Origin of the sequence: Demequina litorisediminis, assembly GCF_030161615.1 — a bacterium.
Taxonomy (GTDB): domain Bacteria; phylum Actinomycetota; class Actinomycetes; order Actinomycetales; family Demequinaceae; genus Demequina; species Demequina litorisediminis.
The window spans coordinates 1314270-1338462 of sequence record NZ_BSUN01000001.1; the positions used below are offsets into that span (position 1 = coordinate 1314270).

Consider the following 24193-nt stretch of genomic DNA (forward strand, 5'->3'; position numbering starts at 1 on the left):
CCGCGCCAGGGGAGAGGCGGTGCCGTGCCGCCGCTCCCATCGGTTACGCGGGGACACGTGTAAGGCATCCGATGGCGTTTCTCACACTTCTCATCGGGGCCGTCGCGCTGCCGATGGGTAGGGGAACGCCACGACCAGGAGGACGGCATGGACGGCATCAGTGCGATCCAGCAACGGATCGGAGAAATCTCCGCGACCATCGCGTCACTGCAGCCCACCACTCAGGCCACGTCGTCTGTGACGTCCACGGCGTCGCTCACGGGTCTGTTCAGTACTGGCGCCACGACGGCCACGGCGACGGATGCAGGCTCGTTCTCGGCGGCGCTGGCGAGCGCACTTTCTGGCGCCACCACGGTGACGACCCTTGACACGACCATGACCGCCGACGGGATCCCCGCGGCGCTGGCGTCCTACGGCAACGGCCTCATCCCCGAGTCGGCGCTGGCCACCATTCCCGGCTCGTCCGAGCGGATGTGGGCCCCCGCGGCTGAGGCCGCCGGCAGGATGATCGGCGACGCGGCCGCCGCCGGCGTCACCATCGGCGTGACCGATGGCTATCGCGACTACGACTCGCAGGTGCAGGTTGCCGCGGAGAAGGGCCTGTATCGCAAGGGTGGCCTGGCAGCGGTTCCCGGCACGAGCCAGCACGGCTGGGGCCTTGCCGTGGACCTTCGGCTCGATGCGACGGCGCAGGCCTGGATGCGTGAGCACGCGGGCGCGTACGGATTCACCGAGGCCGTGGCCCGCGAGCCGTGGCACTGGGAGTACGCGCCTCCCACGTCCTGACCGCGCGAGGCGGTCAGGACTGAGGGGTCACTCAGAAGCGCACGACGATGGAGATGCGGCCCGAGCCGTAGCCCTGAATCGTCAGGGCACCGTCGAGCCGGTTCGCCTGCTGAAGCGCAAGCTCCGAGACCTCTGCCGGAAGGGTCTCGCGCGGCGAGAACGCCTCCCGCAGGCGCAGGTGCGGCGAGTCCGGCTTGTTCAGCAGCGACGCCGCCACGTTGAGGATCTCCACGGCGTTCTCGTACTGCACCGGCGTCACGAGCGACGACTCGACCGCCTGTTCGGCGATGGCCTGCGGCAGCAGCCCGATGGCGGCGCCGGCACGCGCGGTCAGCGGCACGTCGGCGAGGGCAAGGGCCAGCACGTTGCCGAGGTCGTCGACATACGTCGCCACGGTCGCTCCGTCGAGGGGGTCAACGCGCTTGGCGTTGCCGTCCCACTCGACCTCGCGGCCCAGCATTCCCTCGAAGAGTTCACGGACCTCGAACGCCGTGGGAACGGCGGTGGATCGCAGGTCGCCGCTCATGCGATGAACGGGTCGATGGTCTCGCGGAACGTGTCCGCGGTGAACGGCTTGGCGATGAGGAACAGCGCACCAGCGGCCGCCGCCTGCTCACGCATCTGCGGCGAACCCTCCGAGGTGACAAACGCGAACGGCGTCTCGTCCCCTTCGGCCCTCATGGTGCGCAGCAGTTCGATTCCCGTCATCTCCGGCATGTTCCAGTCGGACAGGACGAAGTCGGGGCGCGTGGCCCTCACCCGCTCGAGCGCATCGGCGCCGTGCTCGGCCTCCTCGATGTCCCACCAGTCGTAGCCCGCCTGGCGCAGAGTACGGATCACGATCTGCCGCATCACGCGGCTGTCGTCAGCAACGATGACCTTCATGGTGGCCACCCCTCTCTCTTATGGTCGTCCCGCGGAACCGGCATGTTCGGGCAGGTTCCACAGCGTGAGCGTGAGTGGTGCACCTCTCCAGGTGAACCAGGTCTCGCTGATGAGCGGCGCACCGCCACAGTCGGGAGCGGCATCGGCCACCTGGGGGAGGGACAACGCACCGCCCCCATGCACCAGCGACTTGATGTTTCCGCCGATGACGTTGACGACCTCGCCAGCCGCATCGGCGAAGTCGGCGTCCCCAATGGGAGCGTCGTCGGGCAGGGCGAGCAGGGCACGCGTGAGCATGTCGCCCGTGGAGCGGCCGACGGCGACGAGCACCCGGGTGACCGTCTCGCCGTGAACGTCAACCCAGGTAAACCGGGCGTCGACGAGCGGCGCCATCTCGCCATAGCCGGGGACGAGCACACCGTGCTCGCCGTCGACCATGGTCGCGAAGAAGTCCTGCGCGATCGCCTCAATGGCCTCGCCATCCACCGTGGGAAGCGAGCCCGCCACGGCGCTCATGCCTGCACCGCCGGGTCCAGCAGGCCAAGGAGCCTCGAGCCTTGTCGAGCATGATCTCGGGCGTGAACGGCTTGATGACGTACTCGTGGGCACCCGCCGCGAGCGCGCGCACAATCTGATCGTGCTCACCCTCGGTGGTCACCATCATCAGCGTGATGTCTCGCCACTCCTGGCGCTTGCGCGCCTCGACCACAAACTCGAAGCCGGTCATCACCGGCATGTTCCAGTCGATGCAGCACAGGACCACATCGGGGTGTGCCTCGAGCCTGATCGAGGGCCTCACGGCCGTCACCAGCCTCGACGGTGTCGAAACCCGCACCGTTCAGGATGCCGGAGACGATCCTGCGCATCACCCGTGAGTCGTCAATGACCAGTGCCTTCATGCAGCCTTCGCCTCCTTGAGCCGGTACACGCTTCCTCCTGCCGCCTCGACGCGTTCCCACGCGTCGTCGATTCCGATAGTCGTCTCCGCCGCGCCAAGGAAGAGGGTGCCGCCGGGCGCAAGGACCGAGCGGACACGGCGCAGCACATCGCGCTTGGTCGCCACATCGAAGTAGATGAGGACGTTGCGCAGGAACACCACGTCATACGGCCCGCCCACGGGCGGCGCGTCGAGCAGGTTGTGCTTCCTGAACGTCACCTGCTGGCGCAGCCGGGGCGCGATCTCGAAGGTGGGTCCGCTGCGCTGGAAATACTTGACGAGCGTGGCGGCCGGGAGGCCGCGGTTCACCTCGAGTTGGGTGTACTGGCCGGCTCGCGCGCGCTCCACGACGCGGTCGGACAGGTCCGTGCCGACGATGCTGAGGGTCAGGGCAGGGAAGTCGTCGGCGACCGTGATGGCGACCGAGTAGGCCTCCTGGCCGGTGGAGCATGCGGCGGACCACACCTTGACGTGACGCCGGCCCTTGGCGATCAGATCGGGCAACACGGAGCCCTTGAGTGCCGTGAAGGGTGCGCGGTCGCGGAACCAGGACGTCTCGTTGGTGGTGAGCGCGTCGACCACCGCGTCGTGATGCGCCACGTTGGTGCGCAGGCCGCGAATGTACGAGTCGACATCGGCCGAGCCCGCAGACCTCGCGAGGGGAGCAAGGCGGCTCTCGACCAGGTACTCCTTGCCCGACTCGAGCCTGGATGGCACTGCGGTTGCGCACCAAGGTGGCAACGAACTCGAACGTGTCGGCGGCGAGAGTCATGACTGTGCCTCCCTCAGCGGCGGGCGGACCGCCATAGCGGTCGCCACCGCATCGCCGATGGCGGGAAGCGGCAGGATCTGGTGCGCGAGTCCCGCCGTGGCGACAGCCCCGGGGATGCCCCACACCACGGACGACGCCTCGTCCTGCGCGATCATGCGGCCGCCTGCGGCCACCAGATCACGGGCGCCCTCGCGGCCGTCGTGGCCCATGCCCGTCAGGACCACACCGAGCAGGTCACCGCCGAACACCTTGACGGAGGAGCGGAACAGCACGTCGATTGCGGGACGGCAGAAGTTGACCTGTTCGCCCTGGTGGAGCGTAGTGCGCACGGCTCCGCCCCGGTCGACGATCTCCATGTGGAAGTCGCCGGGGGCGATGTAGAACGTGCCGGGCTCGAGGCGATCGCCCTCGCGGGCCTCGACCACCGTGGACGGACCGAGCCGATCCAGACGCGCGGCCGCCTGGGCCGTGAACAACGGCGGCATGTGCTGCACCACGAGCGCGGGCACCGGCAGTTTCGCGGGAAGGGACTTGATGAGCGTCGACAGTGCCTCGGGGCCTCCCGTGGACGAGCCGATGACCAGGGCGCGGGGGCGCCGCACGGGTCCGCGGGCCTGCGCGGGGCGGACGCCGAGTCCACGCAGCGGACGCACGGCACACAGCGCCTTGATCTTGGGCACCAACTGCGAGGTGATCACCGCGATCGCCTCGGTCGGGTCCGCCACCTTCGTGGGCTTCGTGACGTAGTCCGTCGCACCCGACGCCAACGCATCGAGCGTCGACGAGGCGCCGTGGGACGTCAGGGTGGAGAACATGACGATGGGGGTGCGCACACCCTTCGCGCGCAGCGCCCGCACCGTCTCGATGCCGTCCATCACTGGCATCTCGATGTCCATGGTGATGAGGTCCGGCTTGAGGGCCTCGACCTTGGTCAGCGCGATGGAGCCGTTCTGCGCGACGCCCACGACCTCGATCGCGGGGTCCGAGGCGAGCGCGTCGGAGACGATCCTCCTGACGACGACGGAATCGTCGACGACGAGGACGCGCACCCGCGCCGTCATACGCGAGTCGCCAGGGATACGTCGAGCGGGAGCAGCAGGTCGTCATCGAGCGCGTAGACGCCGGCGACGAGGTCGCGCAGGCTCCGCCTCGAGCGTGGGCGGTACGGGCCCAAGGCGATCGGTGTCGACGTCCATGACGTCGCCCACCTGGTCCACGAGCAGCGAGATGGGTTCGCCATCGACGTTGACGACCATCATCATCGGCGAGTCCTCGGGACCGAACGGGGTGCGGCCAAGTCGAGCCCTGAGGTCCACGAGCAGCACCACCTGGCCGCGCAGGTTCACCAGGCCGGCGACGGTCTGCGGGGCGTGCGGAACGATGGTGTGCTGGTCAAGGCGGAGAGCCTCCTGGACGAGTGCCACGTCGATGCCGAAGAGCCGGCCGTCGAGGCGGAAGGTCGCGAGCCTGGTACTGCATGTCAGCGCTCCGATCCTGCGGCGACGAGCTCGGGCTCGGCCGCGTCGTAGAAGGCGGGGTCCGCGGCGGAGACCGCTGCGGGGAGGTCAAGAAGCTCGGTCACGCGTCCCTTGACGACGATGGAGCCGAGGAGGCCGTGGCCGGTCACCTCGGAGCGGCCCTCGACGGAGGCATCCACGATGTCCACGACCTCGGTCGCGACGAGGGCCACCGCCCGCTCGCCCCTGGCGCACACCACCACGGCGAGCCTCGTCGGCGTCGGGACGCGCCGAGCCCAGCAGCCATGCCAGGTCCACGACGGGGGTGATGCGACCGCGGTACTGCATGACGGTCGCGCCGCCCACCTGTTCGAGGATGTCCGCGGGGAAACGCTCGAGGCGGGTCACGGCATCGAGCGGCATCGCGAGTTGGCGGTCATCGCCCACGGCGACCACGAGCATCTGCTCCGTGTCGGTGTCCACCGGAGGCGCGGCCTGCGCGTCCGGCAGCGACTCCTGGAGTTCGAGGGTCCTGCGTGCCACCGCGGGCACGTCGAGGATCAGCGTGACGGTGCCATCACCCAGCAGCGTGGCTCCGGCATAGATGCCGATGTCCTTGATCGCCGCGGCGATGGGCTTGGCCACGATCTCCTCGGTGTTGCGCACCCGGTCGACCAGGAGACCGAAGCGACCGCCATCGGCCTGCATGACGGCGACCACCGCGCCCACCATCGAGTCGCGCGGTGTCCTTCCGAGCACGTCGCGCAGGTCCACCAGCGGCAGCAACTGGCCGCGCAGGCGGTACACGGGCGCCTTGCCCACGTGGTCGACGCCCGACTGGTCGTCGTCGATCGCGAGCAGTTCGAGCAGGTTGACCTGGGGGATCGCGTAGATGGCTCCGTCGCACTCCACCGTCAGGGCGGGCATGATCGCGAGGGTGAGCGGGATCCGCAGGCGCCACGTGGTGCCGATGCCGGGGGTCGACTGCACGTCGACCACGCCGCCGATGCCGTCGATCTTGGTCTTGACTACGTCCATGCCGACGCCGCGGCCGGAGACGTTGGTGACCTTCTCGGCGGTCGAGAAGCCGGGGAGGAACAGCATCTGAAGGATGTCCTGGGCGCCCAGCCTGCGCGACCTGGGCCTCGGTGCGCAGGCCCCGTTCGACGGCCTTGCGGGCCACCATGTCGGGGTCGATACCCTTGCCGTCGTCGGCCACCTCGATGACCACCTGGCCACCCTGGTGGTAGGCACGCAGCGTCAGGTTGCCCTGCTCGGCCTTGCCCGCGGCGCGACGGTCTGCGGGGGCCTCGATGCCGTGGTCGATGGCGTTGCGAATGAGGTGCGTCAGCGGGTCCTTGATGGCCTCAAGGACGGAGCGATCGAGTTCCGTGTCCTTGCCCACCATGGTGAGCCTGAACCTTGCGGCCCACGGCGGAGGAGACGTCGCGGACCATGCGCGGCACCTTGGACCACACGTGGTCGATGGGCTGCATGCGCGTCTTCATCACGCCCTGCTGGAGTTCCGTCGCGATCAGCGACAGGCGCTGCGAGGCGCGCACCAGGTTGGGGTCGTCCATGTCGCCCGCAAGGCTCGTCATGGCGTTGCGCGCGAGGACCAGTTCACCCACGTGGCGCATGAGGGCGTCGAGCACGTCGACGTCCACGCGGATGGAGGACTCCGCTGCGGAGCGCACCGGCATCTCGTCGGGCGCGTCCGCCTCCGCGGGAGCCTCGGATGCGGCGGGGGCCTCAGGGGCCGCGTCGGCCGGCGCGGGCGCTTGAGCTTTCGCCGCCGTCTTCGGTGCCGCGGGCAACACGGGCTTCACGGCGCGCTTCGGCGCCGCGGCGACAGGCGCCGCAGCCGGCTCCGCCTCAGGGTCCGATGCCTCGGTGACGTCGGCGAGATCGGTGGCTTCGGCGGCCTCGTCGGAGGCCGAGGGTGCGGGATCCACGCCGTCGAGGACCGCCTGGATGGCGTCGATCACTGCCTGCGTGGGGTGCTCGCCCTCCACACCGGTCGACTCGACGGTCTCGAGGATGCGACGCACGGTGTCCACCATCCGCAGCAGCACGTCGGTGGTCGCGGTCGTCATGGTCCGCTTGCCGTCACGCAGTTCCGCGAGCAGGTTCTCGCCCACATGGGTGAGGCCCTCGAGCGTCGAGAAGCCGAGGAAGCCGCTGGTGCCCTTGATGGTGTGAATGGTGCGGAACACCGAGCCGAGCAGTGCGCGAGAGTCGGTGGCGGTCTCCAGGTCTACGAGGTCCCGGTCCAGGCGGTCCAGGTTCTCGTAGGCTCTCCACCACGAATTCGCGGACGATCTCGTCCATCGCGTCCATCGTTGTCTCTCCCGGTCCGTTCCGCACGGGACAAGCCACCGTGTCGGGCACCCCATCGGCAGGGAGTACCCGGTGATGAACAGTTCGGGAGAGGTGTGCGGCGCGGAGGGGTCAGGCGGCGGGCGGCGCAGGCGGCCTGATGGCGGCGAGAACCGCGGCGGCCTCGTCATCTACGGCGGCCGCTTCGACGTTCTCGTCCTTCACGGCCTCGAGAATCTCGGCGCGCGACACCTTGACGTGCCGTGGCGCGTCGATGCCGAGCCGGACGCCATCGGAGCGGACATCGATCACGGTGAGGACGATGTCATCCCCGATCACGAGGCGTTCTCCGATGCGGCGAGACAAGACGAGCATGAGACGAGGCTATCCGGTCTCGCGGGCCCTGGTCGATGCGCACATCACGGCAAGGCTCAGTCGTTCCGCGATCAGAGCGACCCACGCCATCGGTGAGGCGGGCACTCCGTCGATCCACGCGACCGGCAGACCTGCTCCCAGCGCGGCGGCCGGCGCGTGGCTGTGTGCGGCGCCCACGAGCGCGATGGCGTCAATGACCCCCACGCCGCCAAGGTGACGCACTCGCTCGTCTCGGTCCCGCTCCGCGAGGCCCGCATCGGTCACGGCCCACACGTGATCCGCGTCCATCGCGTCCACCAGGCCGGCTGTGACGGCTCCAGCCTTGGCGCCCGCGGCGGTCCCGACGGCGACAATCACGGGCCTGCCGTCCGCCGCGGCGGCCTCTGCGCGCTCACGGAGGCGGGAGGCGGCGGCCTCGGAGGTGATGCGGCGCCCGTGCCCGGGGATCGCGGGCGAGGTGCCCGCGAGGACGATGTCCGCCAGAGGGGTGCGCGACCAGGCGGCCACCTGGAACGCCACCTGCAGTACCTCAGAGGGATCTCCGACGAGCGCGATGATGGCGCCCGGCTCGAGGCGAGGTGTGGCTCCGGCGCCGAGCCTCGCCATGAGCGCGGTCCACGGCACGGTCTCGTCGAGCCGAGCGGCGTCGATCACGCGGTCGGGAAGTCCTGCGCGCAGCAGCATCCCCGCCGTGGGGCCCACGGGGGGTGCGTCGTCGACGGCCGGAGCCGACCACGGCCCCACCACGATGCCCGTCTCACGGGTCGCGGACAGCGTCACCGACGCGCCCGCACGGCGAGCGTCAGCGCTGCGAAGTGCCTGGGAGAGGGGCTCCTCCATCACGGCGGGTGCGTGGGATGCGACAGAAGCGCCGGAGGCGACCGGAGAGCCCGAAGGCTCCACGAGCGTCCCCGTCAGCGGTCAGCGACCTCGCCTGGACTGCCGCGGCGGCACGCGCCGCCGTCAGCACCGAGGCAGCGCCCGCGTGGTGCGCGGCCTTGGCGGCCTGGGGCGGCGTCGCCACGCTCGGCGCCACAGGCGACGTAGGCGCCACGGGCGAGGTGGGAGCCACCGAGGGGAACTGCGCCGCCACGAAGCCCCTGCCGCGGCCGGCGCCACGGGCCTCAGCCAACTGCGCCGCAAACGACTCCGAGGCATCGGCCCCCAGCAGTTCTCGACGCGCAGCGGCGACGTCGGCGTCCTCACTCGCCACCGCCGCCGCGATCACCGCGGCCTCGGGTGCCGCATCGGGCACCTCGACCGTCACCGCGTAGGACTCGCGGCTGAAGAACCCCAGGACCCCACCGGAGCGCACCCGCTCCGACTGGACCACCTCGACGCCGGTGCCCAGTTCGCGCCGTGCCTGCGCGACCAGTGCTGCCGGGTCAGGACCCTCAAGAAGCAATCGCTGCGCCATCGCTCACCACCCCTACTGCCTCGATGGGGACTCCCGCCCCCGTGACCTCTGAATACGACAACACAGCAACCTCCGGCAGCGACCCCACCAGGAGACGTCGCAGCGCGGGCCGCAGGGCGGGGGCGCACGCGATGACCGCGTCATGCCCCGCACGTTCCACCGCACCAAGCCGGGCATGTGCGGACGCCACCAGACCCTCAAGACGCTGCGGATCGATCGCCAACTGCGAGCCTCCCTCGCCCGGACGGCGCGACTCGACGAGCCTGCTGCTCGAGCACCGGCTCAAGGGTGACCACCCTCAGGACTCCGTCGCGGACGTACGGTGCCGCAACCGCCGGACCCAGCGCCGTACGTGCGGCCTCGACGAGTCCCTCGGGCTCCGTGGAGGTCTTCGCACGCAACGACAGCCCCTCGAAGATGCGCGAGAGGTCACGGATCGAGACCCGCTCCTCCAGCAGTCCCTGCAAGGCCCGCTGCACCTCGCCGAGCGACAGCACCGTGGGCACCAGGCTCGTCGACCACGGCGTGATTGACCTGCTTGACGCCGTCGACGAGCATGCGTACGTCCTCGCGGCTCAGCAGGCGCGGGGCGTGCGCGGTGATGATGGACCCCAGGTGCGTCACGAGCACGGAGGCCCGGTCCACCACCGTGGCACCCGCCAGTTCCGCCTGCGGCTTGAGCCTGCGCGGGAATCCACTTGCCAGGAAGCCCAAACACCGGCTCGTTCACCGGCTCGCCCGTGAGCGCATCGAGCCTGTCGCCCAGCGCGAGCACGCGGCCGGCGGGGGCGATGCCGCGACCGACCTCGACGCCCGCGATCTTGACCACGTAGGTGGACCGCGGCAGTTCCACGGAGTCCCGGGTGCGCACGGGCGGCACCACGATGCCAAGGTCGAGGGCAATCTTCCTGCGCAGGCCCCGCACCCTGGCGAGCAGGTCGTTCTCGGTACCGGCACCCACCAGGTCGACCAAATCGGGCGAGAGCCTGGATCTCGAGAGCGTGGACCCTCATCTGCTCGAGGAGTGCCTCGGGAGAGTCCGGGGCGGGACCGGAAGCGGCGGCCGCGGCTCCCGGCGTCGCCGTCGCCTCGGCCTCCGCGGCGTCGCTCTTGGGAGCGCGCTGGCCCGCGATGAGCAGCGCGGCCCCGATGAGCACGAACGGCGCCTTGGGCAGGCCAGGGACGAGGGCGAGGGCACAGGACGCGCCTCCGGCGATCAGCAGCGCGGTCCGCGACTGCGTGGCCTGCGCCCCCGCGGCGGTTCCCATGTCGGCGGAGGCGGTGGCGCGCGTGACGATCAGACCGGTGGACACCGACATGAGGAGAGCCGGGATCTGGGTGACAAGGCCGTCACCGATGGTCAGCAGCGAGAAGTGCTCGATCGCCTCACCGGCGGTCATCCCCATCTGCATCATGCCCACCGCGAAGCCTCCGAGGAGGTTCACCACCGTGATGATGATGCCGGCGATCGCGTCGCCCTTGACGAACTTGGAGCCACCGTCCATGGCGCCGTAGAAGTCGGCCTCCGCTGCGACATCGGCCCGTCGCTGTCGCGCCGTGTCCTCATCGATGAGGCCCGCATTGAGGTCCGCGTCGATGGCCATCTGCTTGCCGGGCATCGCGTCGAGCGTGAAGCGGGCGCCGACCTCGGCGACGCGCCCCGCTCCGTTGGTGATAACCGCGAACTGGATGACCACCAGGATCAGGAAGATCACGAGGCCGATGACCAGCGAACCTCCCACCACAATCTCACCGAACGCGCCGATGACCTGGCCCGCGTAGCCGTCGCGCAGCACCAGGCGCGTGGAGGCGACGTTGAGCCCCAGGCGGAACAGGGTCAGCACCAGCAGCAGCGACGGGAACACCGAGAAATCCAGGGGCCGCTTGACGTACATCGACGTCAGCAGCACCACCAACGACATCGCGATGTTGATGACGATGAGGACGTCGAGGAACGCGGCGGGCAGCGGCACCACCAGCAGCAGGACGATGCCTACGACGCCGAGCGGAACACCGAGGGCGGTGAGGTTCTTGGTCATGGGCGGATCTCCTGCGAGTGACGTTCCGGGGACAGCGTGAGGGTCATAGCGACACGTCCTCCTTCTGAGGGTCACGGTGCACGCCCACGGCGGCGCCGCGACGCTTGAGCGACATGACGAAGGCGAGCACGCGGGCGACGGCCGCGTACAGGTGGGGAGGGATCTCCTGGCCGAGTTCGCAGGCGCCGTGCAGCGCGCGCGCGAGCGGCACGTCCTCGACCATCGGCACGCGATGTTCGGCGGCGCGTTCGCGGATCTTGGCTGCCACGTGGCCCGCGCCCTTCGCAACCACCGTGGGCGCGCCTGTACCGGGCTCGTAGCGCAGCGCCACGGCCACGTGGGTGGGGTTGACCATGACCACATCGGCCTGGGCGATCTCGGCCATCATGCGGTTACGGCTCATCGCGATCTGGCGGGCGCGCACCTGGCCCTTGATCCACGGGTCACCCTCAGTCTGCTTGTGCTCGTCCTTGACTTCCTTCATGGACATGCGGGTCTGCTTGCGGTTGCGTCGCATCACCACCAGCACGTCGAATCCGGCGAGGACGAGGCCCGCGATCACGGCGATCTGCACCAGGGACACGGCGCCGCTGACGGCCTGCTCGATGATCGCGTCGAGCGAGTGGGCGCCGGAGCCGATCAACTGCGGGATGGCTCCCTGCACCACCACGTACAGAACCGTGCCGATCGCGGCAGCCTTCAACGCCGCCTTGATGCCGTTCCACCAGGCCTGGCCGCCAAAGACGCGCTTCAGCCCCTGCTTGGGGTTGAACTGCTTGAACGACGGCTTGAGACGCTTGGGGGCAAAGCGGATGCCTCCCTGCGCCGCGGCCGTGGCGACTGCGGCGAGCACCACGGCGGCGAACAGCGGCAGCATGGTGCTCACGATGCTGCCGAGCCCCGCCTCGAGCGCCGCGAGCGCGAGCGCGGGATCGGCGGTGCTCGCCACCGTCTCGATGGCCCCGGTCTGCTCGCTCGCGGCCTCACGGGCGTTGCTCACCACCATCGGCAGGGTGATCGCGGCGGCGCCCACCACCACCCACGCGGAGAAGTCCTGCGAGCGCTGCAGCGAACCGTCGCGCCGCAGCCTGCTTCATGCGCTTCGGAGTGGCCTTCTCTGACTTGGTCTCGCTCGACGACTCGCTCACAGCCCACCCCCGTCATCGCTCCGAAGGCGCGGTCGGTCAGGGCGGCAATGACCTGCGGCAGGGCGAGGAAGGCCACCGAGCCGAGCACCAGAGTGATGAGGATCTTCAGGGGGAAGCCGAGCGCGAAGGCGTTGAGCGCGGGGGCGACCCTCGTGAGGAGGCCAAGACCCACATCGGCCAGGAACAGGACCACCAGAAGCGGGCCAGCGATCTGCAGCGCCGAGACCATCAGCCCCGTGAGCCCGCTCGTCATCAGCGAGGCAAGCCCGTCGAGGTCGAGGCCCATTCCGAGCGGCACCACCTCAAAGGACCGCACCACGCCACCGATGACGACCTGGTAGGCGTCCGATGCAAAGAGGAGCGCGAGCGCAGCCATGTAGTAGAACTTCGAGAACACCGAGCCCTGCGAGCCGGACACCGGGTCAAACGCCTGGGCCAGGCTCGAAGCCGCCGAAGAGGTCGATGAGCGAACCGGCCGTCTGCACCGCCGCAAACACGAGGCGGACGATGAAGCCCAGGGCAAGCCCGATGACCGCCTGGAGTACGAGGGCCGCGAAGAACATCGGCCCACTGGAGGCGAGCATCGCGCCGGGAAGCCTGCATCGCGGCGGCCTCCACCCGCGGCCCCGCGGCGACCGCGATGCCCAGGCCAAGCGCCACCTTGACCGGGCCGGGGAACGAACTCAGGTGGAACGGAGGAGACACCACCAGGAAGGCGACCAGTCGCACGCCCGCGAGCATGGTGGTCTCCACGAGCGCGAGGTCGAACGTGAGGCCCATGTCAGCCGCCCAGCAGCGAGGGGATGCGCTCGAAGATGGTCTGCGTGAAGGTCACGGCCTCCTGAATCATCCAGTGACCGGAGATCAGGAGCGCGACGGACACGGCAATGGCCTTGGGCACGAACGACAGCGTCACCTCTTGGATCTGCGTCACCGACTGGAACAGCGAGATCGCGAAGCCGACCACGAGCGCGGTCACGAGCATGGGGGCGGAGAGCCTTCGCGGCAAGCATCAGCGCGTCGAGTCCGATGTCCAGGACCCCTTCGGTGCCCATTAGCCGTAACTCCCGATCAGCGCGGTGACGATCAGGCCCCAGCCGTCAACGAGGACAAAGAGCAACAGCCTGAACGGCAGCGACACCATGACGGGCGGGAGCATCATCATGCCCATCGACATCAGGACGCCGGAGACGACCAGGTCAATCACCAGGAACGGCACAAAGATGACGAAGCCGATGATGAATGCCGCCCGCAGGCTCGGAGAGCATGAACGCGGGCATGAGCGTGGTCATCGGGACATCGGCGGGGGTCGCCGGGTTGTCCATGCCTGCCGCACGCGTCATCAGCGCGATGTCCGATTCACGGGTGAGCGACAGCATGAACTCGCGCAGCGGCACGATGCCGACGCCGAGTGCCTCCTGGAAGGTCAGGTCTCCTGAGAGGTACGGCTGCACACCGATCTCGTTCACGTCCGAGAGCACCGGAGCCATGATGAACAGCGACAGGAACAGCGCGAGGCCCGCCAGCACCTGGGTGGGCGGGGTCGAGTTCAACCCCAGCGCGTTGCGGGTGAGGGCCAGCACCACGAAGACCTTGGTGAAGCCTGGTCGTCATCAGCATCAGCGACGGCGCCACCGACAGCAGCGTGATGGCGATCAGCACCACGATCGACGTGGAGGGCCCCTCGTTGACGCCGTAGATGTCGACCGAGACACCGCCTTCGACGGCGGGCGGCGACGGTGCGACGGGTGGCTCAGGGTCGACCGTCGCGAACGACGGTACGGCGGCCGAGACGAGCAGGATGGCCGTCACGGCAAGGATCACCGTGGCCATGCGCACCATGCGCGCACGGCTCCCGGTGGAGGCGGGGGTCATGACCGACGAGTGGTCCGTTCTTGAACCGCCACCACCGCCTTGCGCCACGTGTCAGGCGCAAGGATCGATCCTTCGAGGGGTGAGCGGAACCGTGAGGAGTCGGCCATCCGGGCCGGCATCGTACGGACAGGGTCGGTGGGGAAGGCCGCGACGGTGGTCGCGACATCCGAGGCAGGCACGGTGGCCTCCTCGTGGAAGGCGGGGTCGATACGGGTGACGCTTGCGGCGGGCTCCTCGACGGGAGCGTCGCCTGCGTCGTGCACCAGGCGCACCTCCTGATCCGAGTAGCCGACCACCAGCCGGCGACCCGAGACCTCGATGAGCGCGACGCCCGTGCGGCGGCCGAGGTGCTGGCGGGAGATCACTGACAGCGGCGCATCCTGACGGCGTCCGGCCATGCCGATCTGCACCTTGCGCGACACCCACCACAGCAGTGCAAGCACTGCGGCGAGGGACAGCGCAACGCGCAGAATCAGGAGCACCGTGTCCATGTCAGCGCGTGGTCTCCGCGGACACGATCTCGGTGACGCGGATGCCGTAGTCCTCGTCGACGACCACGATCTCGCCGCGGGCGACGAGGCGACCGTTGACCATCACATCGGCGGGAGCACCCGCAGCACGGTCGAGCCTCGAGCACCGTGCCGGGGACCAGGTCGAGGACCTGGCGCATCGGGAGGCGGGTCCTGCCGATCTCGGCGGTCAGCACCAGTTCCACGTCCTGAAGGACGCGCATCCTGGCGCGGGCCTCATCATCGGTGAGGACCGCCGGCGCGGCCTGAGTGGTCTCCGCGACGCGGGCGCGCACGCCGAGCCACGCCTGGGTCACGCCCTCGGCGTCCCGCAGCGCAAAGACGTCCATATCAGGGTCAGCGAAGGCGTCACCGAGCGGGGCCGGAGCCGAGACATCGAGCACGCCGGGGCCCACCACCGCAGCCGCGGCCTCGAGCGCAGGAGTGAGCAGGTCGGCCGTGGTCACGCCGGGTCCGGCACCCTCAAGCGCGGCGGCGGTGGACTCGCCAGCGACCACCACAAAGTCGGTGCCCACGGCACCCACGTGGTGAGCGGTGACGGCCAGCACCGAGGCATCGGGGCCCTCGGCAGGGTCGTAGGGAGACGCGCTGAGCGGCGTGGGCGTGGGCAGGTGGGAGGCGAGCTCCGATGCCACCAGGCTCGAAGGGGCGGCGATGGTCATGACTCCTCCTCGGTGGAGACGACGAGACAGGCGGCGCGCGTGCCGTGAGCACCGATCGCCGCATGGGCCAAGACAACGTCGCCGACGGCAACGTCCAGGGGTCGGGAAGCGGGGTGTCCCAGGGGGATCACGTCGCCCACCTGAAGCGAGGCGATGGCGGCGGCGCTCATGGAGCGACCCGTGAAGCGCGCGCTCACCTGCAGCGGCACATCGTGAATGCGGTCGGTGAGCATCGCGACAGCCGCGTCGTGCTCCCGCTGCTCCTCGTCGGTGCGCACCGTCTGCTCGTCGGTGGACCGCATGGCGGCGAGCATCGGCTCCGCGACCAGCATGAGGGTCGCCGATCCGACCACGTCACCGATCGACAGCGCGAACGTGGCGACGATCACCTGTTCGGAGGCCGCGATCGCCTGCATGAAGCTGGGGCTGTACTTCACGCCGCGCAGAGAGAACGTCATGGGCGCGACGGACGCGAGGCCGTAGGCCAGGTCTCCGCACGCGTACTCGAGCAGGTCGCCCAGCAGCCTTCCACTCGATTGCGGTGAGTTCGCGGAAGGGCATCTCGAGATCGGTCGCCGGGCCGCCGAGGAGGCAGTCCACCAGCGTCATCGTCAGCCCAGTGGGCAGGCTGGAGCACGGCGGGTGAGCGACTGGGCTCGACGTGGAGCACCACGGCCGTCGTCGAGGACGGCAGCGCCTCGATGTACGCGTTGTACGTGGTGAGCGCCACGCCGTCGAGTTCGACGGTGGTGAGTGCGCCCGTGCGCGAGCCAGCAGGGTGCCCCACTGGCGCGCGAAGTTCTGCAGCGCGACCTCAAGGGCGCGGGCATGCTCGCGCGTCAGCGTGGTCGGCTGGCGGAAGTCGTATGCCTCGGGCACGCCAGTTCCACGTCGACGGCGGTGCGGCGAAGGGTCGGTCACGCCCGCCCTATCGACGCGTGTGGCCGGACGGTGAGAGTTTCTGCTTGGTGTTCCTCTCAGCGGCGCAGGGCCGGTCCTCCTACTGGGTGACGAAGTCGGTGTAGTAGACCCCCATCACGTCACCGTGATACAGGTCGCCGAGAGTCTCTGCCAAGGTCGCCTTGAGCTCGTCGCGGACCTCCGGATCGGCGAGTTCCGAGGTGGTGCGGCCCGAGAACAGCGCGATCGCCGCATCGAGCGCTTGCGCCGTGTCGACGTCCCCGTGTCCATCAGCCGTGAGTTGAAGGCCAAGGCCAAGACGCAGGTAGTGGCCGCCCTCAAGGTTGACGGAGATCGAGTCGACCACCTGCACGGCGCCTGCCTCCACCTGCTCCTCGGCCGCCGCCTCGCCGGACTCGTCGCCGCTGGCGGCGCCGGGTCCCATGAGGAACCAGTACGCGCCGGCCACCGCTGCCAGGATGGCGGCGCCGATCAGTACGGACAGCATCCGCTTGCGGCCACCTCCCGACGGCTCGGGCTCGGGCGCTGCCGGCTGCGGAGCGGCCGATGGCCGGGCCCCGATCTTGGTCTGGGGCGCCATCACGCGGGGCTCGCTCATGTGGGGTCTCCTTCGTTCTGGGCCGAGCGCGCCGCGCTCGCCCGCAGGTCATCAAGGGTGATCGAGCCGTTCTGAACGGCCTCGGCGATCTCGGGAAGGAGCGCGCGCACCTCGTCGGACACGTCGGGCACGACCACCACGTCAACCCTGCGGTTGGCGGCGAGCGCGTCGGCGCCGGTGCCATCGGCGGCCGGGCGAGCATCGCCGTAGCCGGTGGCGCCGATGGAGGCGGGGTCGATGCCTCCCGACTCGACCATGCGTCGCAACACCTGGGTGGAGCGGGCGCTGGACAGTTCCCAGTTGGTCGCGTAGTTGCTCGAGGGCAGCGAGTTGGCGTGACCCTCGATGGACAGGCTGCGCGGCTGGTCGCGCAGCGGACCGGAGAGGTCGTCGATCAGCAGCGTGGCAAGGTCGGTGAGGCTCGCATCGTCCGCCCCAAAGAACACCTGCGGGCCAATGAGCCCCACCACGAGTCCGCGCTCGTCGATGCGGAACTGGACGTACATCTCGAGCCCGTCCTGCTCGAGGCGAGCCGCGATCTGTTCGCGAATCTCCTCCAAGGACGCGTACTCCTCGATGGCGTCCTCGTAGGCCGTGGTGCCCTCCTCGCCCACGGATCCGAGGTCGCCCTCCGCCCCGCTGGCGACGGCAGTGAAATCCGGCGCGATCGCGAAGGACTCCACGCCGTCAAGCGCGCCGAGCGTGCCCTGGGTGACGTTGACGGAGTCGTTGCCGAAACCCGCGGCGAGCGACTGGCGCAGGCTCCTCGAACTTGGCCTGATCCACGGTGGACATCGCGTACAGCACGATGAACAGCGCCACGAGCACCGTCATCATGTCGGCATAGGACACGGCCCACCGTTCGTGGTTCTCGTGCTCCTCCGCGTGGTCGCCGCGGCGCCGCTTGCTGCTCACGCCGCTTCCTTGGCGGATTCCTCTTCACCCGCAAGCGAGCGGAGCCGCTGTCCCACCACGCGCGGGCTGGAGCCCGCCTGGACCGCGAGCAGGCCCTCCATCACCATCTCCATCTGGGCGCATTCGATTTCGCTGACGCGCTTCACGCGCGCGGCGATGGGCAGCCAGATGAGGTTGGCGGAGAGCAGGCCCCACAGGGTCGCGACGAAGGCCGCGGCGATCATGTGGCCGAGGCTGGAAGGATCGGCGAGGTTCTCGAGGACGTGGACCAGCGAGACCACGGTGCCGATGATGCCGATGGTGGGCGCAAAGCCACCCATGTCGGTGAAGAGTTTCGCGATGACCTTGTCGCGGGCCCTGCGGGCGTCGATGCGCGCTTCGAGGGTCTCGCGCAGGTCCTCGGGGTCCATGCCGTCGATGGCGGACTGCAGGCCATCACGCAGGAATGGGTCGTCGATGTCGCGAGCGGCGTCCTCGAGCGCAAGCAGGCCCTCGCGGCGGGCACGGTCGGTCAGCGACACGAGCAGGCTCGACGGTCGCCGTGGTGTCGGGACGCTTGAAGGCGAGGTAGCCGGGCAGGGCACGGAAGGCCCGCAGGAAGTCGGGAAGCATCGTGGTCGCGAGACCGGCACCGATGGTGCCGCCGATCACGAGCATCATCGGCGCGGGCAGCATCACCGACATGGGCGACGAGCCCTCGAGGATGATCGCTGTCAGCACCGCGCCAAGAGCGAGCACGATGCCGATCGGGGTGGCGAAGTCCATCAGTCAGCCTCCGGTGTGACCTGACGAGAGTGGAGCGAGGGAAGTCCGATGACGGTGGCGAGTGCCGTGTCATCATCCGTACCCGCGATATCGATCGCCTGGGCGACGATGGACGACCGGTGCATGAGGACGATGGCGTTGAGCCTCGTCCAGCGATTCGGCCACGATCGCCTTGGTGCCGTCGATGAGCGTGATCACGGTGTCGGGCGTCGCGTCGGCGCGCACGATCATGTCGGGGTTCACGGAGAAACGATCCCCGTGGAATCGCGTGAGGGTGATCACGTTGAGGCCCATCCTTGGCTGTAACGACGGACCCATCCGTGGGCCCGGTGTGGTCTACCGTTCGGCCACGGCGGCCAGAATGTGAGGCTTCCGGCCCGTCCGTCGCGGTCAGTTCACCGCGACGGACGGCACGGGTTAGCGCTTGAGGTTGACGAGCCTCCTGCAGCACCTCGTCGGACGTGGTGATGACGCGCGAGTTCGCCTGGAAGCCACGCTGCGCGACGATGAGGTTGGTGAACTCCGCGGAGAGGTCAACGTTGGACATCTCGAGCGAGCCGCCTGCAAGGCTGCCGCGGCCACCGGTGCCGGCGGCACCCACCTGCGCGTCACCGGAGTTGACGGTGGGCGCGTACAGCGACGAGCCGTTCTTTTCGAGACCCGTGGGGTTGGCGAAGCTCGCGAGGGCGACACGGCCGATGGCCTGCTTGAGACCGTTCGAGAACGAACCCATCAGGGTGCCGTCGGCGTTGATGGCGAACGACTGCAGGGTGCCCGCGCTGCGGCCGTCCTGCGCCGACGCCGCGGCGGTCTCGAGGCCGGCGAAGCCCGTCAGCGCGGTCAGGTCGACCGTGATGGGCTGCGTGCCTGCCGCGGCGTCTCCGGGGAACGCTCCGAACGTCAGGGTGTCGATCGCGCCCTCGGTCGTGAAGGTGATCGAGCCGGTCTGCGTCGAGGTGGTGCCCGCGATGGTGCCGGAGATGTCCCAGCCGGTCGCGGTGCGGGTGAAGGCGAGGTTCAGTGCGTGCGTGCCGCCGGCGCCGTCGTACACGTCGATCTGGCGGTTGAGGATGGTGCCCACCTCGGCGTCGGCGGGAAGGTTGCCCTCGTAGGTGGCGGAGGTGGACGCGGAGGCGCCCATGAGGGTGGCGACGGGCAGACGCAGACCCTGGAGCGGTCCGTTGACGTCGACGTTGCCCGCAGCATCGGCGCCCCAGCCCTGCACCAGGCCGCCGTCGGGGGTGACGAGCCGACCGAGCGCGTCAAAGGTGAACGCGCCGGCACGCGAGTAGAGCCTGCTCGCCACCCTTGTTGACCACGAAGAAGCCGTCGCCGGAGATCATCATGTCGGTGGCGCGGTTGGTCAGGCGGGCGGCGCCCTGCTGGAAGTTCGTGGTGATGCCCGCGACGGACACGCCGAGGCCCACCTGTGCGGGGTTGGTGCCTCCCACGCCCGCCTGGGGCGCTCCCGCGTTGTTGAGGACCTGGGACAGGGTGTCCTGGAACTGCACCTGCGAGGCCTTGAAGCCCGCGGTGTTGACGTTGGAGATGTTGTTGCCGGTGACGTCGAGCATGGTCTGGTGAGCACGCAGACCCGAGATGCCGGAGAAGAGGGAACGAAGCATGGTGGTGGTCCTTAGGTCGAGGTGGCGAGGTCAGCCGGCGAACGGCGCGGTGGACATGATGCGATCGAGGGCGATGGACTCGTCCCCGACGGCGATGGTGGGGACGGCGTCGGCGAAGGACGCGGAGGAGGCGACGCCGGTGACCAGCGTTCCCTCGCTATCGGTGTACGAGACCTGCTGGCCCACGAGCCCCATGGCGGCCACGCGCATGCTGAGCGCGAACTGCTCCTGGGAGATCTGAGAGAGCCTCCGTGAGCCTTCTCCATGGAGGCGAGCCTGAGTCTGCTGCGACATCATCTCGGTGGTGTCCATGGGGCTTGAGGGGTCCTGGTTGCGTAGCCTGCGCGACGAGCAGGGCCATGAAGACCTCGGAGTCCATCTCCTGCTTGGGAGCCGAGGCGGTGGTGGTGCCGGACATCAGGGTGGAGGTCGCGGCGGTGGGATCGATCGTCATAGGGGCTCCCGTCAGAGGATGAGGTCGATGCCGGTCGCGCCTGGCGCGCCGACGGGTGAGGAGGAGTGGACGCCTTCCGGCTGGGCCGCGACGGACCCGCCCACCGCGGCGCCGGAGCCGCGGGTGGCGCCACGCTCGGGGGCACCGTCACGCTGACCGGAGCCGGTGCCGAGGTCGAGCCTGCGCCTGCATTCCGGTGGCGGCGAGGTCACGTCGCAGGTCGGGAAGGGCGGCACGCAAGGCGTCCTTGCCGGCATCCGTGGGGCTGATGAGCCTGCACCTGCGCCCCGTCGGCGGTGATGTGCGCCACCACCTTGACGGGTCCGAAGTGCTCGGGATCCACCGTCACGGTGATCACGTGCTCGCCGAGCGGCAGTTCCTTGAGCCTGCGTGAGGTGGGGCGTGATCTGTGACGGCAGGGGCACCGCTGGCGCAGGTGCCGCGGTCGCCTGGGGTGCCGCCACGGTCGTCGTGGCCTGAGTCGGCGAGACCACGACTGCCGGCACCGGCGTGGCCTCGGTTGCGACGCGCGCGGGGGCGGTGGGAGCCGCGGGGGCCGGAACATCAGCGTCGGCCGATGGCGCTGGTGCGGCCTCCGCGGCCTGCGGGGCTGCGGTGACAGCCTGTGCCGGTCCCGCCGCGAGCCTCGGCCTTGGCGGACGGGGCTACCGGATTCGCCACGGCGGCCGATGGTGTCGCGGGTTCGAGCCTGCGGGATCGCCGATGCGGCGGCCTGCGACGTAGTCGAGGCGGCGGCCTGGGGGGCGGTGGTCTCGAACCCCGTTCCGGTGGCGCGGGGGGCGGCCGGGGGTACGGCGACCTCACCAGCATCGGCCATCGCGGCGTCGGCCTGGGCGGCGGGGGTCTCGGTGTCGACCGTCTGGCCCGCGACGGCGGCGGCATCGGTCGGCACGGCGGCGAGCGTCGCGGCCATGGGAGGGGTGATTGCCGGCGTCACGGGTGACGGCGTGGGCGGAGCGGCGGGCGCCACTTCGCCTGCGACTGCACCATCGGGCGTCCCCTGACCGGCGTCGTCGGCAACCGGACCCTCGGCCTGAGGACCGGCGGCCGGCTTCGCGGCGTCGGCGTCGCGCACGGGACCGCGGTCACGCGACGCGGCGTCGAAGTGCCGTGCGAAGTCGCCCCCTGACGCGGGTTTCTTGGCGCTTGCCTGCGGCGTGGGAGCCGCGGGCGCGGCCAGTGGCGTGACGGTCATGAGTGGCCCTTCGATCGGCGCGACGCGGCCTCGTCGAGCGCGCGCTGTTCCTCGCGCAGGTCATCGGCGGCCACACGGGCGAGGTGCCTGTCGTGGAGGCGCTCGACGGCCTCCTTGTCGCGGCGGGCGAGTTCCCAGCCGTGAGTGGCCTCGCGGGCGGCATCTCCTGCCTCGGTGGCACCGAGCGCGAGGTCCACGAGGCGAGCCGATGCCGCGGCTCGGGCGGCCACGGCGAGCCTGCCAGGTGGAACGCAGGCTGACATCGGCGACCTGGCGGCTGGGCTCGGGCGCAAAGTGGAGCTCGGCGAGACCCTGGCGCCCCTGGTCAAGGCGGCGCACCGCGGCCTGGTGTACGCCGTTGGCGGTGGCCAGGCGCGCGGCGGCGGTCTCCTCCTGCAACGTGCGGGTCCGCAGGAGTCCATCAAGCGGGAAACGGCGGTTCACAGTCGTCCCTCCAACTGGTCGATGAGCAGGGCAAGGGAGTTCCACGCGGCGTCAGCGGGTGTCGAGTCGTCGACCCGCTGCGTCAGGAAGGCGTCGATCGCGGCACGGTGCGTGACGGCGGCGTCCACGAGAGGATCCGAACCTGCCGCGTACGCACCCACGTCGATGAGGTCCCGCGCGCGCCGATGCGCGGCGAGAACCTGGCGCAGCCGCTGGGCACCGGCGCGCTGATCGGGGCCCGTCACCTGTCCCGCGACTCGGGAAAGCGAGGCGAGCGCGTCGATGGCTGGGTAGTGGCCGGCCACCGCGAGGTCACGGGTGAGGACGAGGTGACCGTCGAGGATGGACCTGGCGGCGTCAGCGATCGGTTCGTTGTGATCGTCACCGTCGACCAGCACCGTGTAGAAGCCCGTCACGGATCCCGTGGGTCCCGTGCCTGCCCGCTCCAGGAGCCTCGCCAGCACCGAGAAAGTCGAGGGCGGATAGCCGCGGGTCGCAGGCGGCTCACCGGCGGACAGTCCGATCTCACGCTGCGCCATGGCCACGCGAGTCAGCGAGTCCATCATGAGGACCGCGTGGCTGCCGCGAGCGCGGAAGCCCTCGGCAATGCGGGTCGCCACCATCGCGGCCCGCAGGCGCGTCATCGCGGGCTCGTCGGACGTCGCCACGACGACGACGGACCGCGCGAGTCCCTCGGGCCCCAGGTCATCCTCGAGGAACTCGCGGACCTCGCGTCCACGCTCGCCGATCAGCGCGATGACGCTGACCTCGGCGTCGGTGCCCCTCGCCATCATCGATAGAAGCGTCGACTTTCCCACTCCCGAGCCCGCGAAGAGACCCATGCGCTGGCCCCTACCCACGGGCGTGAGCGTGTCGATGACGCGCACTCCGGTGGACAGGGGCGTGTCGATCCGCGCCCGCTCGAGCGCGTGCGGCGGAGCGGAGTCGAGAGGAAGCATGTCGACCTGACCCCACGGGCCCTTGCCGTCGAGCGGGCGTCCGAGGCCGTCGAGCACCCTGCCGAGCAGTCCCGGTCCCGTCGGGACGCGCAGGGGTCCTCCGGTCGGCGTCACCGCGAGTCCCGCGCGCAGCCCGTGCGGGGTGGCGAGCGGCATGCATCGCAGCGCCCGTGGTGCCACGGCCACGACCTCCACCAGCGTGTCGCCCTCTGGCATCGCGACGCTCAGCACGTCGCCCACGGCCGCGGGAAGGCCGCGCACCTCAAGGGAAAGGCCAAGGACGTCGGTCACGATGCCCGTGCGCTGGGGTCGCGCAGCCGCCATGGCGCGCGCGTAGCGGGAGCCAAGGGGGTGCGTGACGGAGGCGGGCGCGAGCATCGCCTGTCCTCGAGCGCCTGACGTGCCCGCGCCAGTGCGGCGCGCACGGACGCGTCGATGGTGCCCGTCTCGTGCACCGTCACGCAGTCGCCGGGAGACAGGGCCGCATCGGCCTCCAGGTCTACGCCGTCGGGAAGCCTCAGCACCCCGTCGTCGACGAGGCGAGAGATCTCGGCGTAGTCGGTGGGAGCCACCTTGACGCTTGAGGGCGCCACGTCGCCCGGCACGGCCAGGGCACGGGCGAGGGCGTCACGGGCCGTCTCGGGTCCGGGCGTGAGTTCACGCGTGAGGATCGCCTCCGCGAGGTCGACGCCTGCCTTCTCCAGCAGGCGCTCGGCGGACGCGACCACGGGCAAGGCCCTCTCGCGCCACTGGAGCGTGGCGGCCGCGAGCGCGGTGACGGCGGCGCCGATGCGCTCGTCGCGCATCCGCTCGCGGCGTGCGTGGTCGCGTTCGTGAGCCTCGGCTTGCTGGCGGGCGGCCTCGGCGGCCGCTTTCGCTCCGGCCGTCCAGCCCGCGGCATAGCCGGCCGCCTGGGAGGCGGTCGACGGCTGCGCGGCGCCTCGTCCGAGCGTGGCCGGGACGAACGGTGCGACCGTGTCAGGCGACATACTCGTCCTCGGAGTCGCGGCTGATCATGATCTCGCCGCTCTCCTCGAGTCCACGGATCACCTGGACCACGCGCGAGCGAGCCTCCTCGACCATCGAGATCCTGA

General features: G+C 70.0%; 32 protein-coding genes and 5 pseudogenes. 1 reads left to right on the top strand and 36 read right to left on the bottom strand.

Annotation, left to right across the window (positions count from 1 at the left end; translation table 11 throughout):
* Positions 1-147: 147 nt before the first annotated feature.
* Complete coding sequence (locus tag QQK48_RS08000) at positions 148-786, top strand: M15 family metallopeptidase (protein ID WP_284328099.1); 639 nt, start codon at positions 148-150, stop codon at positions 784-786.
* Positions 787-817: 31 nt separating this feature from the next.
* Here QQK48_RS08000 and QQK48_RS08005 read toward each other — a convergent pair whose 3' ends face one another.
* From QQK48_RS08005 to QQK48_RS08165, 36 genes and pseudogenes are all read right to left on the bottom strand, one after another.
* Positions 818-1312, bottom strand: coding sequence for a hypothetical protein (locus QQK48_RS08005; RefSeq protein ID WP_284328100.1), 495 nt, complete (start codon positions 1310-1312; stop codon positions 818-820).
* Positions 1309-1671 carry a response regulator gene (locus QQK48_RS08010; RefSeq protein ID WP_284328101.1) on the bottom strand — a complete coding sequence of 121 codons (363 nt, stop codon included), beginning with the start codon at positions 1669-1671 and terminating at the stop codon, positions 1309-1311. The genes QQK48_RS08005 and QQK48_RS08010 overlap by 4 nt, the downstream gene beginning before the upstream one ends.
* Before the next feature lie 18 nt (positions 1672-1689).
* Positions 1690-2187, bottom strand: a complete 498-nt coding sequence (locus tag QQK48_RS08015) for a chemotaxis protein CheX (protein ID WP_284328102.1) — start codon at positions 2185-2187, stop codon at positions 1690-1692.
* Positions 2138-2470, bottom strand: coding sequence for a response regulator (locus QQK48_RS08020; RefSeq protein ID WP_348523527.1), 333 nt, complete (start codon positions 2468-2470; stop codon positions 2138-2140). The genes QQK48_RS08015 and QQK48_RS08020 overlap by 50 nt, the downstream gene beginning before the upstream one ends.
* Before the next feature lie 96 nt (positions 2471-2566).
* On the bottom strand, positions 2567-3325 hold the full coding sequence (locus QQK48_RS08025; protein ID WP_284328103.1) for a CheR family methyltransferase: 759 nt from the start codon (positions 3323-3325) through the stop codon (positions 2567-2569).
* Positions 3326-3376: 51 nt separating this feature from the next.
* Positions 3377-4429 carry a protein-glutamate methylesterase/protein-glutamine glutaminase gene (locus tag QQK48_RS08030; RefSeq protein WP_284328104.1) on the bottom strand — a complete coding sequence of 351 codons (1053 nt, stop codon included), beginning with the start codon at positions 4427-4429 and terminating at the stop codon, positions 3377-3379.
* Between the two features lie 54 nt (positions 4430-4483).
* Positions 4484-4804, bottom strand: coding sequence for a chemotaxis protein CheW (locus QQK48_RS08035; RefSeq protein ID WP_284328105.1), 321 nt, complete (start codon positions 4802-4804; stop codon positions 4484-4486).
* Between the two features lie 141 nt (positions 4805-4945).
* On the bottom strand, positions 4946-5941 hold the full coding sequence (locus tag QQK48_RS08040) for a chemotaxis protein CheW (RefSeq protein WP_284328106.1): 996 nt from the start codon (positions 5939-5941) through the stop codon (positions 4946-4948).
* Positions 5942-6068: 127 nt separating this feature from the next.
* Positions 6069-6245: pseudogene (locus QQK48_RS08045) on the bottom strand (hypothetical protein); the annotation flags it as partial.
* Entirely contained in the window at positions 6205-7347 is a 1143-nt protein-coding gene (locus QQK48_RS08050) for an Hpt domain-containing protein (RefSeq protein WP_348523528.1), read from the bottom strand. The gene QQK48_RS08050 and the pseudogene QQK48_RS08045, both read right to left, overlap by 41 nt.
* A complete protein-coding gene (csrA, locus tag QQK48_RS08055; protein WP_284328108.1) occupies positions 7289-7531 on the bottom strand; it encodes a carbon storage regulator CsrA in 243 nt (80 codons plus the stop codon). The genes QQK48_RS08050 and csrA overlap by 59 nt, the downstream gene beginning before the upstream one ends.
* Before the next feature lie 9 nt (positions 7532-7540).
* Positions 7541-8371 carry a hypothetical protein gene (locus tag QQK48_RS08060; protein WP_284328109.1) on the bottom strand — a complete coding sequence of 277 codons (831 nt, stop codon included), beginning with the start codon at positions 8369-8371 and terminating at the stop codon, positions 7541-7543.
* Positions 8334-8948, bottom strand: coding sequence for a hypothetical protein (locus QQK48_RS08065; protein ID WP_284328110.1), 615 nt, complete (start codon positions 8946-8948; stop codon positions 8334-8336). The genes QQK48_RS08060 and QQK48_RS08065 overlap by 38 nt, the downstream gene beginning before the upstream one ends.
* Positions 8926-10987 (bottom strand): annotated as a pseudogene (locus QQK48_RS08070) (flagellar biosynthesis protein FlhA). Before QQK48_RS08070 ends, QQK48_RS08065 begins: the two are co-directional and overlap by 23 nt.
* Before the next feature lie 43 nt (positions 10988-11030).
* A complete protein-coding gene (locus tag QQK48_RS08075; RefSeq protein WP_284328111.1) occupies positions 11031-12026 on the bottom strand; it encodes an EscU/YscU/HrcU family type III secretion system export apparatus switch protein in 996 nt (331 codons plus the stop codon).
* A complete protein-coding gene (locus tag QQK48_RS19580; protein ID WP_348523529.1) occupies positions 11984-12553 on the bottom strand; it encodes a flagellar biosynthetic protein FliR in 570 nt (189 codons plus the stop codon). Before QQK48_RS19580 ends, QQK48_RS08075 begins: the two co-directional genes overlap by 43 nt.
* A gap of 4 nt (positions 12554-12557) precedes the next feature.
* Complete coding sequence (locus tag QQK48_RS19585; protein ID WP_348523530.1) at positions 12558-12719, bottom strand: flagellar biosynthetic protein FliR; 162 nt, start codon at positions 12717-12719, stop codon at positions 12558-12560.
* A gap of 197 nt (positions 12720-12916) precedes the next feature.
* Positions 12917-13190, bottom strand: a pseudogene (fliQ, locus tag QQK48_RS08085) (flagellar biosynthesis protein FliQ).
* Positions 13190-14010: pseudogene (gene fliP, locus QQK48_RS08090) on the bottom strand (flagellar type III secretion system pore protein FliP). Before fliP ends, fliQ begins: the two co-directional pseudogenes overlap by 1 nt.
* Positions 14007-14501, bottom strand: a complete 495-nt coding sequence (locus tag QQK48_RS08095) for a flagellar biosynthetic protein FliO (RefSeq protein ID WP_284328112.1) — start codon at positions 14499-14501, stop codon at positions 14007-14009. The pseudogene fliP and the gene QQK48_RS08095 overlap by 4 nt, the downstream one beginning before the upstream one ends.
* On the bottom strand, positions 14483-15202 hold the full coding sequence (locus QQK48_RS08100; protein ID WP_284328113.1) for a FliM/FliN family flagellar motor switch protein: 720 nt from the start codon (positions 15200-15202) through the stop codon (positions 14483-14485). The genes QQK48_RS08095 and QQK48_RS08100 overlap by 19 nt, the downstream gene beginning before the upstream one ends.
* Positions 15199-15660 (bottom strand): FliM/FliN family flagellar motor switch protein, encoded by a 462-nt coding sequence (locus QQK48_RS08105; protein WP_284328114.1) that lies wholly within the window; start codon positions 15658-15660, stop codon positions 15199-15201. Before QQK48_RS08105 ends, QQK48_RS08100 begins: the two co-directional genes overlap by 4 nt.
* A complete protein-coding gene (locus QQK48_RS08110; RefSeq protein WP_284328115.1) occupies positions 15657-15989 on the bottom strand; it encodes a hypothetical protein in 333 nt (110 codons plus the stop codon). Before QQK48_RS08110 ends, QQK48_RS08105 begins: the two co-directional genes overlap by 4 nt.
* A gap of 213 nt (positions 15990-16202) precedes the next feature.
* Positions 16203-16721 carry a flagellar basal body-associated FliL family protein gene (locus QQK48_RS08115; RefSeq protein WP_284328116.1) on the bottom strand — a complete coding sequence of 173 codons (519 nt, stop codon included), beginning with the start codon at positions 16719-16721 and terminating at the stop codon, positions 16203-16205.
* Entirely contained in the window at positions 16718-17404 is a 687-nt protein-coding gene (locus QQK48_RS08120; protein ID WP_348523531.1) for an OmpA/MotB family protein, read from the bottom strand. Before QQK48_RS08120 ends, QQK48_RS08115 begins: the two co-directional genes overlap by 4 nt.
* 4 nt (positions 17405-17408) lie before the next feature.
* Positions 17409-17636, bottom strand: coding sequence for a flagellar motor protein MotB (locus QQK48_RS19590; RefSeq protein ID WP_348523532.1), 228 nt, complete (start codon positions 17634-17636; stop codon positions 17409-17411).
* On the bottom strand, positions 17633-18157 hold the full coding sequence (locus tag QQK48_RS08125) for a motility protein A (RefSeq protein ID WP_284328117.1): 525 nt from the start codon (positions 18155-18157) through the stop codon (positions 17633-17635). Before QQK48_RS08125 ends, QQK48_RS19590 begins: the two co-directional genes overlap by 4 nt.
* The gene (locus QQK48_RS19595; protein WP_348523533.1) at positions 18072-18401 is read right to left on the bottom strand and encodes a motility-associated protein; all 330 of its coding nucleotides are present in this window, start codon (positions 18399-18401) and stop codon (positions 18072-18074) included. The genes QQK48_RS08125 and QQK48_RS19595 overlap by 86 nt, the downstream gene beginning before the upstream one ends.
* Positions 18402-18473: 72 nt before the next feature.
* A complete protein-coding gene (locus QQK48_RS19600; protein ID WP_431308312.1) occupies positions 18474-18683 on the bottom strand; it encodes a flagellar FlbD family protein in 210 nt (69 codons plus the stop codon).
* Between the two features lie 135 nt (positions 18684-18818).
* A pseudogene (locus tag QQK48_RS08135) lies at positions 18819-20026 on the bottom strand (flagellar hook protein FlgE).
* Positions 20027-20056: 30 nt separating this feature from the next.
* The gene (locus QQK48_RS08140) at positions 20057-20338 is read right to left on the bottom strand and encodes a hypothetical protein (protein WP_284328118.1); all 282 of its coding nucleotides are present in this window, start codon (positions 20336-20338) and stop codon (positions 20057-20059) included.
* 153 nt (positions 20339-20491) lie between these two features.
* Positions 20492-20692: a hypothetical protein gene (locus QQK48_RS08145; protein WP_284328119.1), complete on the bottom strand. Its 201-nt coding sequence runs from the start codon at positions 20690-20692 to the stop codon at positions 20492-20494.
* Positions 20689-21696, bottom strand: a complete 1008-nt coding sequence (locus QQK48_RS08150) for a hypothetical protein (RefSeq protein WP_284328120.1) — start codon at positions 21694-21696, stop codon at positions 20689-20691. Before QQK48_RS08150 ends, QQK48_RS08145 begins: the two co-directional genes overlap by 4 nt.
* The gene (locus tag QQK48_RS08155) at positions 21693-21926 is read right to left on the bottom strand and encodes a flagellar export protein FliJ (protein WP_284328121.1); all 234 of its coding nucleotides are present in this window, start codon (positions 21924-21926) and stop codon (positions 21693-21695) included. The genes QQK48_RS08150 and QQK48_RS08155 overlap by 4 nt, the downstream gene beginning before the upstream one ends.
* A 210-nt stretch (positions 21927-22136) precedes the next feature.
* Entirely contained in the window at positions 22137-23477 is a 1341-nt protein-coding gene (locus QQK48_RS08160; RefSeq protein WP_284328122.1) for a FliI/YscN family ATPase, read from the bottom strand.
* Positions 23387-24088 carry a FliH/SctL family protein gene (locus QQK48_RS08165; RefSeq protein WP_348523535.1) on the bottom strand — a complete coding sequence of 234 codons (702 nt, stop codon included), beginning with the start codon at positions 24086-24088 and terminating at the stop codon, positions 23387-23389. Before QQK48_RS08165 ends, QQK48_RS08160 begins: the two co-directional genes overlap by 91 nt.
* Positions 24089-24193 lie beyond the last annotated feature (105 nt).

Bases quoted from the DNA above. Each gene is read 5' to 3' on its own strand.
- QQK48_RS08000 (WP_284328099.1), top strand. From the start codon at position 148: ATGGACGGCATCAGTGCGATCCAGCAACGGATCGGAGAAATCTCCGCG.
- QQK48_RS08005 (WP_284328100.1), bottom strand. From the start codon at position 1,312: ATGAGCGGCGACCTGCGATCCACCGCCGTTCCCACGGCGTTCGAGGTC.
- QQK48_RS08010 (WP_284328101.1), bottom strand. From the start codon at position 1,671: ATGAAGGTCATCGTTGCTGACGACAGCCGCGTGATGCGGCAGATCGTG.
- QQK48_RS08015 (WP_284328102.1), bottom strand. From the start codon at position 2,187: ATGAGCGCCGTGGCGGGCTCGCTTCCCACGGTGGATGGCGAGGCCATT.
- QQK48_RS08040 (WP_284328106.1), bottom strand. From the start codon at position 5,941: ATGCTGTTCCTCCCCGGCTTCTCGACCGCCGAGAAGGTCACCAACGTC.
- QQK48_RS08050 (WP_348523528.1), bottom strand. From the start codon at position 7,347: ATGACGAGGCCGCCGCGGTTCTCGCCGCCATCAGGCCGCCTGCGCCGC.
- csrA (WP_284328108.1), bottom strand. From the start codon at position 7,531: ATGCTCGTCTTGTCTCGCCGCATCGGAGAACGCCTCGTGATCGGGGAT.
- QQK48_RS08060 (WP_284328109.1), bottom strand. From the start codon at position 8,371: ATGGAGGAGCCCCTCTCCCAGGCACTTCGCAGCGCTGACGCTCGCCGT.
- QQK48_RS08065 (WP_284328110.1), bottom strand. From the start codon at position 8,948: ATGGCGCAGCGATTGCTTCTTGAGGGTCCTGACCCGGCAGCACTGGTC.
- QQK48_RS19585 (WP_348523530.1), bottom strand. From the start codon at position 12,719: ATGCTCGCCTCCAGTGGGCCGATGTTCTTCGCGGCCCTCGTACTCCAG.
- QQK48_RS08095 (WP_284328112.1), bottom strand. From the start codon at position 14,501: ATGGACACGGTGCTCCTGATTCTGCGCGTTGCGCTGTCCCTCGCCGCA.
- QQK48_RS08100 (WP_284328113.1), bottom strand. From the start codon at position 15,202: ATGACCATCGCCGCCCCTTCGAGCCTGGTGGCATCGGAGCTCGCCTCC.
- QQK48_RS08105 (WP_284328114.1), bottom strand. From the start codon at position 15,660: ATGACGTTCTCTCTGCGCGGCGTGAAGTACAGCCCCAGCTTCATGCAG.
- QQK48_RS08115 (WP_284328116.1), bottom strand. From the start codon at position 16,721: ATGAGCGAGCCCCGCGTGATGGCGCCCCAGACCAAGATCGGGGCCCGG.
- QQK48_RS19595 (WP_348523533.1), bottom strand. From the start codon at position 18,401: ATGGACTTCGCCACCCCGATCGGCATCGTGCTCGCTCTTGGCGCGGTG.
- QQK48_RS08140 (WP_284328118.1), bottom strand. From the start codon at position 20,338: ATGGACACCACCGAGATGATGTCGCAGCAGACTCAGGCTCGCCTCCAT.
- QQK48_RS08150 (WP_284328120.1), bottom strand. From the start codon at position 21,696: ATGACCGTCACGCCACTGGCCGCGCCCGCGGCTCCCACGCCGCAGGCA.
- QQK48_RS08160 (WP_284328122.1), bottom strand. From the start codon at position 23,477: ATGCTCGCGCCCGCCTCCGTCACGCACCCCCTTGGCTCCCGCTACGCG.
- QQK48_RS08165 (WP_348523535.1), bottom strand. From the start codon at position 24,088: ATGTCGCCTGACACGGTCGCACCGTTCGTCCCGGCCACGCTCGGACGA.